Source organism: Flavobacterium praedii, assembly GCF_026810365.1.
Lineage (GTDB): Bacteria > Bacteroidota > Bacteroidia > Flavobacteriales > Flavobacteriaceae > Flavobacterium > Flavobacterium praedii.
The window spans coordinates 487,294-506,218 of record NZ_CP113948.1 but is presented as its reverse complement, the minus strand read 5'-3'; the positions used below and the strand labels follow the sequence as shown (position 1 = coordinate 506,218).

The window sequence follows — 18,925 nt, the reverse complement described above, 5'->3', positions numbered from 1 at the left end:
ACTAAAAATTCAAAAAAACAGATGTAATGTCTGAAAAAATATATAAAAATGAACCGAATAAATCAAAAATTACAAGAAGATAAAAAGATACTTTCCATTTACTTTTCAGCTGGATATCCTAATTTGAATGACACCGTACAAATCATTCAGGATTTAGAGAAAAATGGTGTCGATATGATCGAAATTGGATTGCCCTTTAGTGATCCTTTGGCAGATGGACCAACCATTCAAGCGAGTTCTACCCAAGCGTTGCATAACGGAATGACCACACAAATTTTATTTGACCAATTGAAGGACATTCGCCAAAGCGTAACAATTCCGTTAGTGATTATGGGTTATTTCAATCCAATATTACAATATGGGGTGGAGAATTTTTGTAAAAAATGTGCCGAAATAGGAATCGATGGCTTAATCATTCCTGATCTTCCAGTTGATGTCTATGCAGACCAATACAAAGCCACTTTCGAAAAATACGGATTAATCAATGTCTTCTTGATTACACCACAAACTTCTGTAGAACGCATTCGTTTTATTGATAGCGTTTCGGATGGATTTATTTATATGGTGAGCTCGGCGAGTGTAACGGGATCTCAATCTGGTTTTGGAAGTATCCAAGAAGATTATTTCAAACGCATTGCCGACATGAATCTAAAAAACCCACAAGTAATTGGATTTGGAATTAATAATGCGGAAACCTTCAACCAAGCGACTCAGTTTGCCAAAGGAGCCATTATTGGAAGTGCCTTTATCACCCATTTGACTGAGAATGGAATTGGTAAAATTACAGAGTTTGTGAAAGCGATTCGATAGATAATTTAAGCAAAAACGGAATGACAACCACAATACGAACAACTTCCGAAAACATCGATTTTCAAAACCTTGTCGTTTTACTTGATGAAGTTTTAAGAATGAAAGACGGTGAAGATCATGATTTTTACGCTCAGCACAATACACTCGATAAAATCAATCATGTTATCGTTTGTTATCAGGATGATGTTGCTATTGGTTGTGGTGCTTTCAAGGAATTTGATTCGGATACTGTTGAAATAAAAAGAATGTTTGTGCATCCCGATTTTCGAGGAAAAGGCATTGCTAGTTTGGTCTTGACAGCTTTAGAAGTCTGGGCCTGTGAACTCCATTATAGCAGTTGTGTTCTGGAAACAGGGAAAAACAATCCCGAAGCCATTTCTTTATATCACAAATCGGGTTATGAGATAATTCCAAATTATGATCAATATAAAAATGTTAAAACTAGTATTTGCTTAAAAAAATCCATTCAATAAATAATTAACAATGAACCCAAGAATTGAAGTTTTATCAGAAAAGAAATTAATTGGCAAACGATTACAAATGTCACTTGTCAATAATAAAACTTCTGAATTATGGCAAAGTTTTATGCCAAGACGTAATGAAATTCTATACAGTAAAAGCTCCGATTTATTAGCGGTTCAAGTTTATGATATTGCTTATTTTGATGCTTTCAAACCCAATGCTAATTTTGAGAAATGGGCTACTCTTGAAGTAACTCGCTTTGAAAACATTCCCCCCGAAATGGAGTCGTTCATTTTAACGGGTGGACTTTATGCAGTCTTCGAACATAAAGGACAAAGTACTGCAATTTTTGATTATATCTTTACCAATTGGATTCCCAACTCAAAATACAATTTAGACCACAGGCCCCATTTTGAAATATTGGGCGCAAAATACAAAAAAGGAGACCCCAACTCAGAAGAAGAAATTTGGATTCCAATCAAGGAGAAATTATAATAATTTAGTAAAAATAAACCTCCAGCATTTTACCATAATTATTTCTAAAAAAGATCTTAAAAATATTTCTATTTCAAAATTGAATTCTTCCATAATTTAGACTGGATCCCGAATTTATAGGGAATCACAGCCTTTTTTAAACCGTTAAAATAATGTTAAAAATATATTAAACAATCGTTTAATTTAAACAGTTGTTTAATTTCGCATCGAATAAAAAATAAAGCATTGAAAACTGACTTTAACGACAAACAAATTCAAATTATTCAAGTAGCCGAAAAGCTATTTGCCGAAAAAGGATTTGATGGCACATCGATTAGAGATATTGCCAAAGAAGCCAAAATAAATATCGCAATGATATCCTATTATTTTGGTTCCAAAGAACAACTTCTAGAGTCGCTCATCATTTACCGTGCAACAGATATTAAATTACAATTGGATAATTTAATTCTGGAAGATTTAAATCCTGCTGAAAAAATAAATAAACTTATTGAACTTTATATTTATAAAATCAACGGCAACAGATGCATTTATAAAATTGTACATTTTGAATTTTCCTCTCAAAAGAGAGAAATTAATATGGAGGCATTTACCGAGTTAAAAAAAGGAAATCTAAAAACACTCGAAGCCATTATCCAAGATGGGCAAGAGAAAGGTTTTTTTAGAAAAGATATAATAGTTCCGCTAATCACACCTACCATTCTTGGTACCTATTTTCATTTTCATATGAATAAACCTTTTTATGAAAATTTATTAGAATTAAACACCGAAGAGAAATACAATACCTATATAAAAACAACTCTAACAATGCACATACAACAAACCATTAAAGCCCTCTTGACCTATGAAAGTTAGTTCTATAATATTCATTGGGGGATTCTTCTTTGGGATTACATCCATAAATGCCCAAGAGAAAACCAACTTAAAGTTGGAAGAAGCCATACAATTGGCTTGGACAAAAAGCAATGAGGTTTCATTAGCCAATACTAAAGTGGAAACCAAAAAACAAGAATTACAATCGGTTAAAAACAATCAATATCCTGATTTAAAAATTACCGGTCAATACCTTCGTTTAACAGAAGCAACTGTTGATTTACAGTTTAATGCAGGAGCAAAAGCACTTCCTGCACCTGATCAATTACTAATTGGCCAAGCCAGTTTAAAAGTACCTGTTTTTGCAGGGATGAAAATTCAAAATGGCATCAAACTTCAGGATAATCTATTCCAAGCTGAAAATGCAATGGCATCGAAAACCAAAGAAGATATAGCCATGAGAGTGATAAACTATTATGCCAATTTGTACAAAACACAAAGAACCATTGAGCTATTAAAGGAAAATCAAAAAAGTGCAGAACAAAGAGTAACTGATTTTACTGCCCTAGAAAAAAACGGCATTATTCCCCGTAACGATCTATTGAAATCTCAGCTTCAGGTTTCAAAAATTCAGTTGTCCTTGGACGAAGCAATAAATAATGAAACAATCATTAATTACTATTTGGTAACATTGTTGAAATTACCAACCGAGACTAAAATAAAAGTTCAAGAAAGTGATTTAATTAACTTTCCAAAGAATTCAGTCCCATCGGATGAACAACCTGCTTTTGAAAACCGAAAAGATTTACAAGCAATACAATATCAAGAAAAAGCCACTCAATACAATGTAAGCATGGCCAAAGGAGATTATTATCCAAATGTTGCTTTGGTTGGAGGATATGCTGCGTTAAATTTGAACAACATTATTACATTAGAAAATGCCATGTTTTTTGGAGTAGGATTATCATACGATATCAGTGGTATTATCAAAAATGGAACTCAGGTAAAAATTGCAGAAAGCAAAGCACTTGAAGTAAAAAACTCTGAAGAATTATTAAAAGACAATATTCGAATACAAGTACAACAAGCCATTACCAATTATGATTTGGCACAAAAACAAGATGTAGTTTACAACCAAGCTGTTGAACAAGCTACGGAAAATTATCGAATTGTTAAAGACAAATACGAAAATGGACTTTCGGACACCAATGATTTACTGGAAGCCGACGTAGAACAACTGAAATCAAAAATTAGTGAGACAATTGCAAAAGTAGATGTCATTCAGAAATACTACGAATTGCTTTCGGCAACAGGTCAACTATCACAAACCTTCAACCTTTCAAAAATATAACCACTACCAATAATCATGGAAAAGAAAAAAACAAACAAAAAATTCATTATAATCCTATTGGTTTTAATCCTAGCTGGAGGAACTTACGGAATTTCAAAATACCTTCATTCTCAAACACACGAAGAAACGGATGATGCCCAAATTGAAAAAAACATGAACCCAATAATCCCTAGAGTTTCGGGATATATAAGTAAAGTATATGTAAAAGACAATGACTATGTAAAAAAGGGAGATACTTTATTTACTATTGACAAAAGAGATTATCAATTAAAAATTGAAGAAGCAAATGCCGCCTATTTAGGTGCTGAAGGTGGTTTTGAATCAGCCAAAGAAGACATTGGGAGTGCAATGGCAAGTGTTGCGGTATCAAACGCTAATGTACAATCTGCTGGAGGAAATATAAAGACTGCCAAAATTAGATTGGGAAGAGCAACAAGTGATTATGTGCGTTATGAGAATTTATACAAAAATCATTCGATTACGAAACAACAATATGAACAAGCGCTAGCTGCCAAACAAGAAGCGGAGAACCAAGTTCAGATCTTGCAACAACAAGAAAAAGCAAGTTCTTTCCAGAAAACTGTTTATGAAGCAAAATCAAGAGTTTCTAACAAACAAACAGAAGTTGCTGCAGCTAATATTAAGAAAGCAAAAGCATTATTAGAAGTAGCTAAACTGAATTTGACCTATACCGTTGTTACAGCGGCAATAGATGGTCAGATTTCCAAAATAGACATTCAGCCAGGGCAATTGGTTCAAGCGGGTCAATCGTTGTTTTATATCATCAACAACAGTGAAGCTTGGGTTGTAGCCAATTTTAAAGAAACACAGTTGAACAAAATGGTTATTGGCCAAAAAGTTACTGTAAAAGTTGATGCCTATCCAGATTATAATTTTGAAGGATGCATTACTTCATTTTCTCCAGCAACTGGATCACGATTTTCGTTACTTCCACCAGACAATGCAACGGGAAATTTTGTAAAAACGATTCAGCGATTGCCTGTAAAAATTAGCTTGAATACCTCTAATGATCCTGAAAAAATAAAATTGCTTCGTCCTGGTATGAATGCCGAAGTAGATGTTCATTTGAATTAATAAATTTCAGGAAACTAATTTTAAAAAAATAGTATAATTCTAGATTTAACAGCAATTTACTTGATTGTCTGCTGGTTTGCGTGAGGGATTGCAGTGGAGCTCTTTTTTTATCCCGTATTTTTTCGGGATAAAAAAAAGCGGGAACGAAAAGCCCGACCCGTAGTTTTTACGGAGGGTCACGCCCCAATTATAATGCTGTTAGAAGTAGTGCTAAACAAAAAATTTAAACCATTATATTTTAAAAATCCAAAATGGTACAAAACGAAGAAGACGATTTAGTCGAATACGGCTTTAGAAGGGTCATTATTACAATAACATGCGTGCTTTGTGCCATGCTCGAAATTGTGGATACTACGATTGTTAATGTAGCTTTAAACAATATGCGAGGCAGCCTAGGTGCTACCTTAACGGATGTGGCTTGGGTAATTACTGCGTATGCTATTGCAAACGTAATTGTTATCCCTATGACGAGTTGGTTGTCACAACAATTTGGCCGTCGTAATTATTTTGCAACCTCGATTGTCATTTTTACGGTAGCTTCCTTTTTGTGCGGAAACGCCACCAATATATGGGAACTTGTAGCTTTTAGATTCATACAGGGATTGGGTGGAGGTGCTCTATTGGTAACAGCACAAACAATTATTACGGAAAGTTACCCTGTTGCCAAAAGAGGAATGGCACAAGCAATTTATGGAATGGGAGTTATTGTTGGACCAACATTAGGCCCGCCTTTGGGTGGTTATATTGTGGATCATTTTTCTTGGCCTTTTATATTTTATATCAATATTCCACTTGGAATTATTGCAACTTTTTTAACAATTATTTTTGTCAAAAGTCCAAAATATGGTGACAAACTCAAAGCCAATCAAGTGGATTGGTGGGGAATTGTATTTTTGGCTTCTTTCATAGGATCCTTGCAATTTGTACTTGAACACGGCCAACAAGACGATTGGTTCAATGACAAGCTAATTGTGTTTCTAAGTGTTGTTTCCGTATTTGGATTATTGTTGTTTATTTGGAGAGAACTAACCTATAAACATCCCATAGTAAACCTTAAAGTTTTTAAGGATAATAATCTAAAAATTGGAACCATAATGTGTTTCATCCTTGGTTTTGGTCTGTATGGTTCTACCTTTATTATTCCAATTTACACCCAATCGGTTTTGGGATGGAGTGCTACAGATGCTGGATTATTATTGATTCCGAGTTCGATAACAACCGGTATTATGATGCCTTTTATTGGTAAAATGATTCAAAGAGGGATCCCACAAGCTTATATGGTAGCTGTTGGTTTCTTTGTGTTTTTTCTATTTACTTTTTTAATGCGTGGCGTACTAACACCAGACACTGGAGTGGAGCATATGTTTTGGCCATTAATCCTTAGAGGAGTTGGTTTGGGTCTTTTATTTGTACCCATAACCACTTTATCATTATCAACCTTAAAAGGAAAACACATTGGTGAAGGAGCGGCATTTACAGGAATGATGAGACAATTAGGAGGTTCTTTTGGTATTGCTATTATTACCACTTATATATCACGATTCAATCAAGAACACCGTGTCAATCTGGTTTCACACTTAGATAAAACCTCGTTCGAAGTACAACAAGCAGTACATCAATTGCAAATGGGTTTTATGGCAAAAGGATACAGTGCCAATGAAGCCTTGGCAAAAGCCTATAAAGTTTTAGAATTTAAGGTAATGACACAAAGTTCTGTTTTGTCCTTTATGGATATCTTTATGTATCTTGGGCTATTATTTTTAGTTTGTATTCCTTTTATTCTTTTGATAAAAAAAGGAAAAAACAAGGTGAATCCAGCAGATGCAATGCATTAGGAATTTTAGAATTCAGGTTGCAGAAGGCAGAATTTAGAATTTAGAATATAAAAATTTGGAGCAGAAAGATTAGGCTATTTTAGCTGGCATTGGTCCCGCTATCCGCTTCAATCTTTTGTGCCTCCCGATAACTATCGGGAGGCACAAAAGGATTTTCACTCCTATCGGGGCTAAAGGGAGGGATTTCGTTTTTTAGCCAAGATTAAAAAATTTAGCTACGAATTTCACTAATCATTAGTTAGATTCGTAGCTTTTTTTTATATCATCTATTCAAATTAAAATCCGAACTTTATCTCGTAAAAATCAAATTATTCCCTTTGGATAAATTGGCGTCAAATAGGTAGCCTTCATAATTAAATCCTTTCAAGTCCTCAATAGTTTGGGCATTAGTATCAATAATATAACGCACCATCAATCCCCTAGCCTTCTTGGCAAAAAAACTAATTATTTTTAATTTTCCGTCTTTATAATCTTTAAATTCCGGGGTAATAACCGGTACTTTCAAGGCTTTGACATCCACCGCCGAAAAATATTCATTGCTTGCTAAATTGATAAATAATTCATCTTTTTGTAATTCTTTGTTTAAGGCTACAGTTATGTTTTTTTTCCAAAACTCATATAGATTTTTGCTTTCGCCAATGGGTAATTTTGTTCCCATTTCCAAACGATAAGGTTGCATTAAATCCAATGGCTTTAAATATCCGTACAAACCCGATAAAATTCGCAAACGATCCTGAAGTTGTCCTAACTTTTCTATTGGAATCGAATATGCATCTAATCCAGTATATACATCTCCATCAAATGTAAAAATTGCAGGTCGAGCATTTTCTGAAGTGAATGGTGTACTCCAATCTTGGTTGCGTTGCCAGTTCAAATCAGCCAATTTATCTGAAATTGACATCAAATCTGATAATTCCTTGGGTGTTTTTTTCTTTAAAACTTTATGAACTTGTTTGGATTCTTTCAAAAAAGAAGATGCAGTAAACTGTGTTGTAGGTAATTCTTTTTCTAAGTTTAAGGATTTGGCAGGAGAAATAACTATTTTCATAAGTGTTTGTACTTTCGTATTCTTTAGTGTTTTCAAAAGTACAAATTGAAAACCAGAATACAGAAACTCCGAATTGAATTGTTTAATACACTCATAGATAATTGAAATAAAGCCAATTTATTTTTTTGTATTTTTGAAATAATTAAAAATACCCCCTCAAAATGATTGATTTCAAGAAGGCCAATTTAGACGATCTTATTGCTATACAAAACATCAGCAAACTGTCTTTTATAGAAACGTTTGCTGCTATAAATACTCCCGAAAATATCGAGAAATACCTTCAGGAAAGTTTCAGTAAAGACCAATTAACAATAGAAATCAGCAATCCTAACTCCCCTTTTTATTTGGTATATATTGATAATAAACCTATTGGTTATTTAAAAATAAACCTAGGAGATGCACAAACTGAATATTTTGAAGAACCTACTTTAGAAATTCAACGCATTTACGTTTTACAAGCTTTTCATGGCAAAAAAATTGGGCAATTATTATTGGATGAAGCCATCAAAATTGCCAAACAATTAGCTGTCGATTTTATTTGGCTAGGCGTTTGGGAAGAAAATCACAGAGCCTTACACTTTTATGCCAAAAATGGTTTTGTCACTTTTGACAAACATGTTTTTGTATTAGGTGATGATAAACAAACCGATTTATTAATGAAACTCGAAATCAAATAAAATATTTTCAGTTCAATTTACAATTTACAAAAAAACCAATCGTATAATTACACGATTGGTTTAGTTATAGAGAAACTTATTTTTTAATAGTCGAAACGTTTGAAAGCTTCGATCGCTTCATATTCAGCAAGACCTAAATCATCATATAATTTAGCGGTATTTTTGTTACGATCTTCCGCACGTACCCAAAATTCTCTAGAGTCATTTCCTTGAAACATTACTCTGTCTTTTTGAGATTGATGACATAAAATGGCTTGTCTTTTAGTCAAAACTTCGTCTGGACTTAAAGGAACAGCCATGTCAATATCATGAATATCCCATTCGTGCCAAGCACCTCTGTACAACCACAACCAACAATCATTCATGTACGGTTCTGATTTTAATTCCTTCATAGCTGCAAAAATGGCATTCAAGCATACTTCATGCGTACCGTGTGGATCTGCAAGATCGCCGGCAGCGAACACTTGGTGTGGTTTTATTTTGGCAATAATATCTTTTACAATAGCTATGTCATCAACACCTAATGGACTTTTTTGAACCAATCCTGTTTCGTAAAACGGCATATCTAGGAAATGAACATTTTCGTCATTCAGCCCAATGTATCGTACTCCTGCAAAAGATTCTCTCCTTCTAATTAAACCTTTTAATTTGCGCACTTCCAAAGAGTCCATTTGACCTTGCGTCTTTGCATTAATAGTGTCAATCACCAATTTAAAATCTATTCCAGTTTTATTTTCCCCTATAAAATCATTACATACTTCGGCAAATTTCAGCGCTTCATCATCTGTAACGGCAATATTTCCAGAAGTTTGATACACCACATGCACATCATGACCTTGCTTAATTAATTTAGCAAAAGTACCCCCCATAGAAATAACATCATCATCTGGATGTGGACTAAACAGGATTACTCTTTTCTTGGCAGGAGTAGAACGTTCTGGTCTATAGGTATCATCGGTGTTTGGTTTTCCTCCCGGCCATCCTGTAATGGTATGTTGCAACACGTTAAACATATTGATATTCAAATCATAGGCTGAGCTTCCGGAGGCCAAAAGATCCGACATTCCGTTGTTGTTGTAATCTCTATCCGTTAATTTAAGAATCGATTGATTTGTTTTTTGGCACAACCATACAATAGCTTTACTTTGTAATTCTTGTGTCCAAATACATTCTCCAACCAACCAAGGTGTCTCTAACCTTGTTAATTCAGAGGCTGCACCTTCATCTAACACAAAAGTAGTATTGGTATGATTTTGCAAAAAAGTAGCAGGAACCTCAGAGCTAATATCCCCTTGAATCGTTCTTTTTATAATAGAAGCTTTGTTTTGTCCCCAAGCCATCAACACAATTCTTTTGGATCTAAGGATTGTTGAAACTCCCATAGTAATCGCTTTTTTAGGAACATTCCCGATTCCATTAAAGTCACTGGAGGCATCTATTTTTGTAATATGGTCTAAAGTAATAATACGAGTTCCAGAGTTGATATGAGAACCTGGCTCATTAAAACCAACATGTCCCGTACGCCCAATTCCTAACAATTGAAAATCAAGACCTCCGGCATTTTTAATTTTCATTTCATAATCAATACAAAACTGTTTTAAATTTTCGATTGCTACAGTTCCATCCGGAATATTCACATTCTCTGGTTTGATATCAACATGATTGAAAAGATGTTGGTGCATAAAGTAATGGTAACTTTGATTACTTTCCTTTGGCATCGGATAATATTCATCTAAGTTAAAAGTCACCACATTAGCAAAACTCAACCCTTCTTCTTTGTGCATGCGAACCAATTCTTGATACACTTTTATAGGGGAAGAACCCGTTGCTAATCCTAATACACATTTTTCCTTTTTCTCTTGTTTAGAACGAATTAAACTTGCAATTTCTTGAGCGACAACCAGTGAAGCTTCAGATGAATTTTTAAAAATTTCGTTGTGAATTTTTTCAAAACGTGTTTCTTCAAACTGTCCAGCTGTTTTATAACTGATGTCTCTTTTTGATTCTAATGTAGTTGCCATTTTATTAATTTTTTATTTTTTAAATATTTTTTTATACTAATTTTCAAATTTTGAATAAATGTAAAAAATACTTCTTTTGTTTCTTATTACTTAATTTTAATATAGAGTTACCTTTAGATGTTAACTTTTAAGTATTAAATTTATAATTTGTTTTTCTTCTGAACAATATATAATCCGCAAATAACAAAAGCAACGCCAAAAACGGTATAGATCGAAATAGGTTCTTTCATCATCAAACGGGCAATCAGGAATCCAAATATTGGACATAAAAAAAGCCAATAGGATGCTTTTATTGGATTATTTTTCAATAAATACAGCCAAAACTGAACTGCACCAATTGAAACTGGAATCGCCAACCAACATACCGAAGTCCAAAAAGAAGCATCAAAAACATTTTTATCCGATTTATAAGTTGCCCACAATACTGGAGATAAAAAAACACCTCCAAGAATAGTTTGCCAGCCATTGATTGTCAAAATGGACAAATCATTCCAATGTACCCGAGAATAATAAATCGTTCCCAACGAATAGGCAATCATACTTAGCAATAAAATAATGATTCCCAAAAGGGTTGCAAAACTGTTTTGTAAAAGTGGATACGCCGCTAAAACCACTCCAATGAAACACAAAAGCAAACTTAATATGTTTTTATACTTTATTTTATGGGAAAACCAAAAAGCAGACATCAGCGCAATAAAAACGGGATTCGTAGCTACTGCCAAACTTCCTAAACCAGCTGATACTTGTTGCATGGCAATTACATATAAACCTAGATAAAAAGTAATATTCAAAAATCCATAAATACCAATCTGAATCCATTCTCGCTTTACGGGCAAGCGATTGCGAAATAGTATGTGCGAGACAAAAAGCATAATTCCTCCTGCGATAAGAAATCTAAAAATAGAAATCACAAAAGGTTGAGCCGATTCTAATCCTATTTTGGTTGCTGTTGATGCCGAAGACCATAGAAAAGCAAAAGCTATTCCTGCAAAAATAATTTTTCCTTCTCTAAACTTAACCTCACTTAACAATCTTTTAGCTTTATTCTTTGTTTTATTCAAAATAAACTCTTTTCTCTTTATTGAAAAATCAATGATTCTACTTTCGAAAAATTATCATTAAAACGAACAAAACTAGACGGATATCCTGGTTTTATTTTTCCCAATTTGTCTTCCATTTTAATTGCGCTTGCCACTCTACAAGTTGCCATTTTTATGGCCTCATCTATGGAAACCTCCAAATTTTCATAAGCATTTCGAACCGCTTCTTCCATCGAAATACTAGCTCCAGCCAAATTACCTTCCTCATTTCGATAGAAACCGTTTTCCAGATGGGCATCAAAATTCTCCCATTTGAAATTGGATACTTTACGCCCTAAAAATGCAGCATCCGTAATCAAAAAGAATTTATCTTTCTTTAATTTATAAGCCAATCTTGCCGCGGCATAATCACAATGTGCACCATCTAAAATTATGGGAGCATAAACCGCTTCGTTTTCGAATGTGGCACCTACCAAACCTGGTTCTCGATGCCCAAACTGAGTCATCGCATTGAATAGGTGAGTCACTAAATGTATCCCTTTCGAAAAATAATATTGTGCTTCTTTATACGTCATTGTCGAATGTCCTGCCGAAATCACAATGCCACTATCTAAAAGCATATCCAGTTGTTCCTCCGAAAAGCATTCAGGGGCAATAGTGATTACTTTTATAACATCTTTGCCATAACGAATAATCTCCTCTAACTCCGAATTAGTTGGTCTACGAACCTGATCCAAACTATGTGCACCGCGTTTTGATGGGTTTAAAAATGGTCCTTCCAAATGCAACCCCAAAACTCCATTTTTATATTTTGATTGATAGTCCCGAATGGCTTCAATCCCTTGCAGAATCGTTTCTCTTGATGATGATATCAAACAAGGAAGCGTATGGGTTGTTCCATATTTTAAACTGGAATCGTAAATATCTTGAATCGTTTCCTCAGTAGGATATTGACTGAAATACTGCTTTTCCCCGCCGTTGATTTGAATGTCTATAAATCCTGCCGAAAGATGGGTTCCTTTTAAATCAATAATTTCGATATCCTTTGGGATTTCATTTTGAACGGAAAGAATAACACCATTTTCGATAACGACAACACAGTTATTGAGTATTTCATCACCAGTATGTAAAATTCCGTTTATAATTGCTTGCTTCATTTTTTAAAACTGCATTTCAATCTAATTTATTCTTTTTTATACTACTCTAACGACCAATCCTAAGAGGCAAAAACTATATGTTTTTCAAATGCTCATTCAAGATCTGAAGACAATACCATTCTTGACGAGGCAAATGAAAAGGTCCTTTGTACATATTACCCTTTGCAGTTTGAGCAAGACTCCCGTCTCTATGCAAATATCCAAACCATTCGCCGTTGGCTGCATCATGGAATTTCCCATAGGCATAATCGTGAACCATTTTGTGCCATTTGGCATATTTTTCATTCCCTGTCATTGTGTAGGCCAATAAAGTTGCAATAATCACTTCGTTATGAGGCCACCAAAACTTCATGTCTTGCCAATATTCTTGCACGGGTTTATCATAGACATCACGGTAATACAAAATCCCACCATGTTCTTTATCCCAACCGCGTTCCCACATATAGTCCAACATTTTACATCCTAGAGCAATTAAGTGAGGATCATTATTTCTATATTTTGCTTCATGCAAAATAAACCATGCTCCTTCAATAGCATGACCTGGATTCAGGGTACGTCCATCGATATGATCAATTATAGATCCATCTGGTGCAACTTGCTCCATCACACATTTTATATCCTCTTTTACAAAATCACGTTCTATTTCGGCAATCCATTTGCTTATCCATTCATCGCAGCGCGGATCGCCAATATTTTCTCTTAATTGTTGTGCCGTATTCATCATAATCATGGGAACGCCAATCCCTTTGGAAGGTCGGGTTGAAGTAAACTTAGGCGCTAACAAACCAGGAACTGTAGCATATTCGATACACTTTCCGAATAAAAAACGGGCTTTTTCGGCAGCAGCTTCATCACCACTTGCTTTTGCGTAAGCGGACATAGCGATTACCGCAAAAGTTTCAGAAAAATAATAGCGTCTTTTACGAATCGGCAAACCCTCACGAGTCACATGAAAAAACATCTGTCCATCGGAATCAAAACAATGCTTATTCAGGAAATCAATTCCAGACTTTGATCCCTCAAGCCATTCCTGTTTGGGTTCAACCGTATTGTAGAGTGTAGCCAATAACCATGCTGCACGTCCTTGAATCCATACGGCTTTATCATCATCGATTAAACTGCCGTCTTGATCGCGCATTAATAAATAACCTCCAAATTCGGTATCTATTGAACGCGGGAACCAAAAAGGCAACGTATCATTTAACAGCTGATTTTGATAAAACTCTTTTAAACTCTGAAGTTCTGTATTTGAATAGCTCATATTTTTTTTGAATTAATAGATCAATTGAAATGGATTGCAATCCTACTTTTCTATCGACCTCATCATTATTTTTGTATATCTAATTATCTTTAATGCCTTATTTTTTATTTTCTAAAGGGTTCACTTCCAATCTAAAAGTAGAGCAGGGTAATCCTGATTCATTTACCAAATTGGCCAATGTAAAAGGTTTCCAAGCGTATAAAACCGTTTTAATATTTTCCTCTTTTGGAATAGAGATGACCACTTTATTATTGACTATTATTGCCGAAGTTTCAAAATGTTGCCCTTTATCATTAACTAATTCAAACCCAATTACTGGTTTATTATCCGAGGTCCTTAATTGTTTCGCTGAAGCAAATGATATCCAAATGGTTTCCTTTTTTTGTTCTGCTTCTACTGCAAATGGTCCATTGGCAGCAATTGATTTTTTGTAAGTATAATGCAGTGCCAATCGGGCGAGACGGTCGGCAACTTCTTTTTTCTTTATGGGATGCACATTTTTTTCATCACCATAATCCATACTTATTGCCATTCCGCTATTCGGAATTTGGCTTTGCAATCTGTATTGCATCTCTCGAAATTCAGACCAAGAAGGTCGATCGGTACTTGATAATTGCACATAATAAAAAGGAAATTCAGTTCCCCAAGCATTACGCCAACTTTTAACCATTTCTGGCAAAAGATGTTCATACAAACCAACATTATGAGCATTACTTTCTCCTTGATACCAGAGAACGCCTTTGATTGGAAAGTGAACAAAAGCGGAAACCCCTGCTTCAAAATTATAACAAGGATCGTACGGATGACGTTGTTTGGGATTAGTGGCGTTTTTTAAATTTACGGCAGCACGTTCCCGAACCCAAGGCATAATAAAATCTGATTTTTGCCAGTTAGTCAATACATCAACTTCTTTATCATCATGTTCTAATGTGTATCTGTCAATCCAAGACTCTATGGGGGAGCCCCCTACAGCAACTTCGATCAAACCAATAGGGATATTTTCTTCTTGCATAATATTTTTACCGAAATAATAGGCAATTGCTGAGAATTTTTTTGCCGATGTAGAATCACAAATAGCCCAATTTCCTGAGAAAAATTTTAATTGATTGGTTTTGGCTAAAGTGACAGAATCCCATGCCATATCATTTGTTTCTTGTATCGCTTTCCAATTCAACAAGCGAAGTTTCGAATTCGCAATTGCTGTTTTTACTTCGGCCAAACCGTTTTCAGACATTTGAAGCGGAAAAGCCATATTCGATTGTCCGGAGCAAAACCAAACATCTCCAATCAGTATATTTTTAATGACAATAGTCTTCCCTTCCCCTTGAATACTCAATTGATATGGTCCACCAGCTGCCATTGCAGGAAAAATAGCCTTCCATTTTCCGTTTGAATCGGTAGTAACCAATTGTTTCTGGCCCCTAAATAAAACTTCAACACGATCCTCTCCATTGGCTGTTCCATAAACCACAATGGGCTGATTGCGTTGCAATACCATATTATCCGAAAAAACGGAAGCTAAAGTAAGTCCGCCAAAATCTTTTGTAATATTCCCATAAACGGTTTGTGCCAAAATAGTTGCTCCTTCTTTGACAGGATGCAATGCATCTGGAAATAGATCGGGACGAGCATATAATTTTTCATGAAAATCAATAAGCCTAACATGATTTGCTTTTGCAATTCTTTCAATCTGTGTTTGTATTTCCCAATACCAATCTCTAGTTCCCGATTTAAAGCGCGGATGCTCATTAAAAATTGGTGTCATTCGGCAAATAAATAATTTTACCTTTGGATTTTGTTTCCGTAGCGTATCCAATAACCAAGTGTAGTCGGCGTCAAAATCTTCTTTATAATTGGGCCAATTTCTTGGGTCTGTATCATTCAATCCTAAATGAATAATAGCTATATCGGGAGCGAAAGCTATAGCTTCGGCACATTCTTTTGTTTTATAATAAGGTTTGTGCCCTTTTTTTAATAGAGTAGCGCCACTAAATCCAAAGTTTTTTACTTCGAAATTATTTCCCAACATTAATTGCAACTGAGAAGGATAAGATTCCGTTTTTGGGTTTGCCAAAAGATAGCCCGCTGTAACAGAATCCCCCATACAAGCTACTTTTATCAAAGGAGTTTGTGCAGACAATCTATTCTGTATCAATAGCGCAACAGAAAATAGCAACAGTATAATATCTTTTTTAAAACTCTTCATAACTTTAAATAATACAATGACAAACATTTAAAAATATCGGCCAAGGTGAACGTTTAAATTCACCTCAGCAGATAAACAAACAACCAAATAACTCCATTCGAAAAAACTTAAAAACTATATTTTATCCTTAATTATTTAGGCATCAGTAAAATCGTTTACTTCAGGTCGCAGAAAAATAATTTGAACCAATAATGCCATAAAAACAACACCAGCCATCATGGCAAAACCATTTCCTAACGCACCTTCATCTGCATATTTTCCTAATATTGAAGTCACTAACGCTCCACAGCCCACTCCAGTCATATTCAAAACGCCATAAGCAGTAGCTCTGTATTTTGAGGATACAAACTGACAAAGTATTGGCATATTATTAGCATCAAACATTCCATAACCTATCCCAAAACAAAGAGCTGCACTTACAACATGAAAAAGAGAATTTCCAAAACCAATTAATAGTAAGGCCGGAATCGTTAAACTTAGTCCAATAGCACTTGTATAAACTCTTCCTTTAACATTCTTTAAAACCCATTTATCAGATAATATACCTCCAAAAATAACACCCAATAAAGAAGACATTGAGATAGTGATTGTTGCCAATGGTCCTGCTTGTTCCATTGAAATTCCTAAATTATCCGAAAATAATGTTGGCAACCAATTCTTAGTAGCCCAACCCGGTAAACTAATAGTAGCAAAAAAGAATAAAATAATCCAAAATGAAATATTGGTAAATAACAATCCCAATCCTTTTAAAACTGAACTTTTTTCTTTACTATCCTTTATGTTTTGATGATTCGAAACTTTTTTCTCAAAAAGAAAAAAGACCAAGACAATAGCGTAGACAACTCCGATTAATCCAAAATAATGAAAAGTGGTATGCCAAGAATAGGCTGCGGCAATTGTAGCGCCAAACCCACCCAAAGCCGATCCTATATAAAGCCCTGTCATGTGAATCCCTATTGCAAGTGATCGGGATTTTTGCTGGTGATAATCGGCAATTAATGACAATCCGGCAGGAATATACAAGGCTTCACTTACTCCCATAAGAGCCCTTAACCAATACACATGATTGTAACTGACAGCATAACCCATTGCATAAGTAACTGCTGACCAGACAAATAAACTACCAACAATTAGCCATTTTCTATTCAATTTGTCCGCTATAATACCAGATATTGGACTCATCAAAGCATATATCCAAAGAAATATGGCCATTAAGCGACCAAAATTCTCTCCCGACATCAATTCTGGAATATCTGTTTCCATTGAGGGACGCATGGTGGCCAACATCTGTCTGTCCATATAGTTAAGCAATGCAACAACCCACAGCAAGCCCACTACTATCCAAGGATAATATTTTGAATTCTTCATAATTTGTTTGTAAATAGTTTTTATTCTAGCGCAATCTGCCTGTCTTATTTTAAACAACAAAGCTTTTTGTCTAGCTATAAAAGTGTAAGATTTGAATTTATTATTTTATTTTTCCTATCATAACATTAGGCGTTCGTATTCCTGGTTTAATTTCACCATTAGACAGTACAATTTCATTATCCCATAGCACTGCAGTAGTCGTAACTTGTGCCAAAAATGGCAACTCCCCTACTTTTGTCCAAGTATCAGATAGTGTGTTATACAACAACATCCCTTTAAAAAAACCCTGATGTTGGGTGTTCAGTACATTCTTCTCTGCAATAAGTCTTTCCTTTTCCTCTTTTGAATTTGATTGTGCTATTTGGGATAAATAGGTTTCTATTTTATGAAAAACTAGTCCATTATCTCCACCAAGAATCAATATCGAATGCGTTCCTAATGCAACAGCAGCACCAGCTGAAAAATTGGTGGTATTTGTTCCGTCTGAAATAGCTGCTGCACTTCTCCACGCTTGTTTTTGGATATTAAAAACAAAAGTAGTATTGTGTAAATCACTGATACCTGTTGCCGTTTTAGTTCTTCCTCCAATTACAAAAATGGCTGTACCTTCATTTGTATCTTGAACCACAGCTACCGAATTTGCCAATGCTATGGGTAAATTGGGTAATGCTTTCCATTCTGGTTTTATAACATTTAAATCCAAACTAAAAAAAAGATTGGAAGAGTTTTTTGCTTCATCTCCTCCTATTGCATAAATCACATTTCCGATATGGGTTAGAGCGATATTGGCCATAGCCAAAGGGAATTCTGGCAATGAAAGTATTTCAACATCATTTCTGGAATGTTTCCATTTTAAGATGTATGCCTTATTCGAAAGACCATTTATATTTTCACCCCCTACATAAACAACTCCCAAATTAGTTGAAGTAACTCCACTATAGGCAATGGGTTCTGGTAATTTTGTTTTTATTTTTTTATTCCAAATAAAATTGGCGTCTCTTTTTTGCAATACATGAATAGCATCAGAATATCTTTTAGCCCCACCTTCCCAAGGCATTTTATCAGGAAAATTGGCTCCTCCAGTCACAATTAAAACATTCTTATGTACCCCATTTATGGCTCCAGCAAAGCCAAGAGACTTGCTTCCTTCATTATTTTGCAAATACGCACCAATTTTCCATTCGATGGTATTAAAATCTTTTATTTGAGAATTGACTGTTGTTGTTATTGACATCATAAAAAATAAAGGAATTAGAAAAAATAATAACTTTTCTATTGATTTCATTTAT

16 protein-coding genes are annotated in these 18,925 nt (G+C 34.7%); 8 read left to right on the top strand and 8 right to left on the bottom strand.

What is annotated here, in order from left to right; genetic code table 11:
- Positions 1-48 precede the first annotated feature (48 nt).
- The 7 genes from trpA (at position 49) to OYT91_RS02235 (ending at position 6,858) form a co-directional block, all read left to right on the top strand.
- Positions 49-810, top strand: coding sequence for a tryptophan synthase subunit alpha (gene trpA, locus OYT91_RS02265; protein ID WP_281239331.1), 762 nt, complete (start codon positions 49-51; stop codon positions 808-810).
- Positions 811-830: 20 nt separating this feature from the next.
- Positions 831-1,283 carry a GNAT family N-acetyltransferase gene (locus OYT91_RS02260; protein WP_281239330.1) on the top strand — a complete coding sequence of 151 codons (453 nt, stop codon included), beginning with the start codon at positions 831-833 and terminating at the stop codon, positions 1,281-1,283.
- Between the two features lie 10 nt (positions 1,284-1,293).
- On the top strand, positions 1,294-1,767 hold the full coding sequence (locus tag OYT91_RS02255; RefSeq protein ID WP_281239329.1) for a GyrI-like domain-containing protein: 474 nt from the start codon (positions 1,294-1,296) through the stop codon (positions 1,765-1,767).
- 225 nt (positions 1,768-1,992) lie between these two features.
- Complete coding sequence (locus OYT91_RS02250) at positions 1,993-2,619, top strand: TetR/AcrR family transcriptional regulator (protein WP_281239328.1); 627 nt, start codon at positions 1,993-1,995, stop codon at positions 2,617-2,619.
- Positions 2,609-3,928, top strand: a complete 1,320-nt coding sequence (locus tag OYT91_RS02245) for a TolC family protein (protein WP_281239327.1) — start codon at positions 2,609-2,611, stop codon at positions 3,926-3,928. Before OYT91_RS02250 ends, OYT91_RS02245 begins: the two co-directional genes overlap by 11 nt.
- A 15-nt stretch (positions 3,929-3,943) precedes the next feature.
- A complete protein-coding gene (locus OYT91_RS02240) occupies positions 3,944-5,023 on the top strand; it encodes an HlyD family secretion protein (RefSeq protein WP_281239326.1) in 1,080 nt (359 codons plus the stop codon).
- Between the two features lie 251 nt (positions 5,024-5,274).
- Positions 5,275-6,858, top strand: coding sequence for a DHA2 family efflux MFS transporter permease subunit (locus OYT91_RS02235; protein WP_269223251.1), 1,584 nt, complete (start codon positions 5,275-5,277; stop codon positions 6,856-6,858).
- A 289-nt stretch (positions 6,859-7,147) separates the two neighbouring features.
- On the opposite strand, the gene yaaA is transcribed toward OYT91_RS02235, so the two are convergent.
- On the bottom strand, positions 7,148-7,906 hold the full coding sequence (gene yaaA / locus OYT91_RS02230; RefSeq protein ID WP_281239325.1) for a peroxide stress protein YaaA: 759 nt from the start codon (positions 7,904-7,906) through the stop codon (positions 7,148-7,150).
- A 161-nt stretch (positions 7,907-8,067) separates the two neighbouring features.
- Between yaaA and OYT91_RS02225 the strand changes: the two genes are divergently transcribed.
- The gene (locus OYT91_RS02225) at positions 8,068-8,583 is read left to right on the top strand and encodes a GNAT family N-acetyltransferase (protein WP_281239324.1); all 516 of its coding nucleotides are present in this window, start codon (positions 8,068-8,070) and stop codon (positions 8,581-8,583) included.
- An 83-nt stretch (positions 8,584-8,666) separates the two neighbouring features.
- Here OYT91_RS02225 and nagB read toward each other — a convergent pair whose 3' ends face one another.
- The 7 genes from nagB to OYT91_RS02190 all read right to left on the bottom strand — a co-directional run bounded on the left by nagB (position 8,667) and on the right by OYT91_RS02190 (position 18,921).
- A complete protein-coding gene (gene nagB / locus OYT91_RS02220; RefSeq protein WP_281239323.1) occupies positions 8,667-10,604 on the bottom strand; it encodes a glucosamine-6-phosphate deaminase in 1,938 nt (645 codons plus the stop codon).
- A gap of 140 nt (positions 10,605-10,744) precedes the next feature.
- Entirely contained in the window at positions 10,745-11,665 is a 921-nt protein-coding gene (locus OYT91_RS02215) for a DMT family transporter (RefSeq protein WP_281239322.1), read from the bottom strand.
- Positions 11,666-11,682: 17 nt separating this feature from the next.
- On the bottom strand, positions 11,683-12,801 hold the full coding sequence (nagA, locus tag OYT91_RS02210) for an N-acetylglucosamine-6-phosphate deacetylase (RefSeq protein WP_281239321.1): 1,119 nt from the start codon (positions 12,799-12,801) through the stop codon (positions 11,683-11,685).
- A gap of 73 nt (positions 12,802-12,874) precedes the next feature.
- Positions 12,875-14,062: an AGE family epimerase/isomerase gene (locus OYT91_RS02205; RefSeq protein ID WP_281239320.1), complete on the bottom strand. Its 1,188-nt coding sequence runs from the start codon at positions 14,060-14,062 to the stop codon at positions 12,875-12,877.
- Positions 14,063-14,159: 97 nt separating this feature from the next.
- Complete coding sequence (locus OYT91_RS02200) at positions 14,160-16,268, bottom strand: GDSL-type esterase/lipase family protein (protein ID WP_281239319.1); 2,109 nt, start codon at positions 16,266-16,268, stop codon at positions 14,160-14,162.
- Between the two features lie 135 nt (positions 16,269-16,403).
- Positions 16,404-17,636, bottom strand: a complete 1,233-nt coding sequence (locus OYT91_RS02195) for an MFS transporter (RefSeq protein ID WP_269223259.1) — start codon at positions 17,634-17,636, stop codon at positions 16,404-16,406.
- A gap of 100 nt (positions 17,637-17,736) precedes the next feature.
- Positions 17,737-18,921, bottom strand: coding sequence for a galactose oxidase (locus tag OYT91_RS02190; protein WP_281239318.1), 1,185 nt, complete (start codon positions 18,919-18,921; stop codon positions 17,737-17,739).
- Between the last annotated feature and the right edge of the window lie 4 nt (positions 18,922-18,925).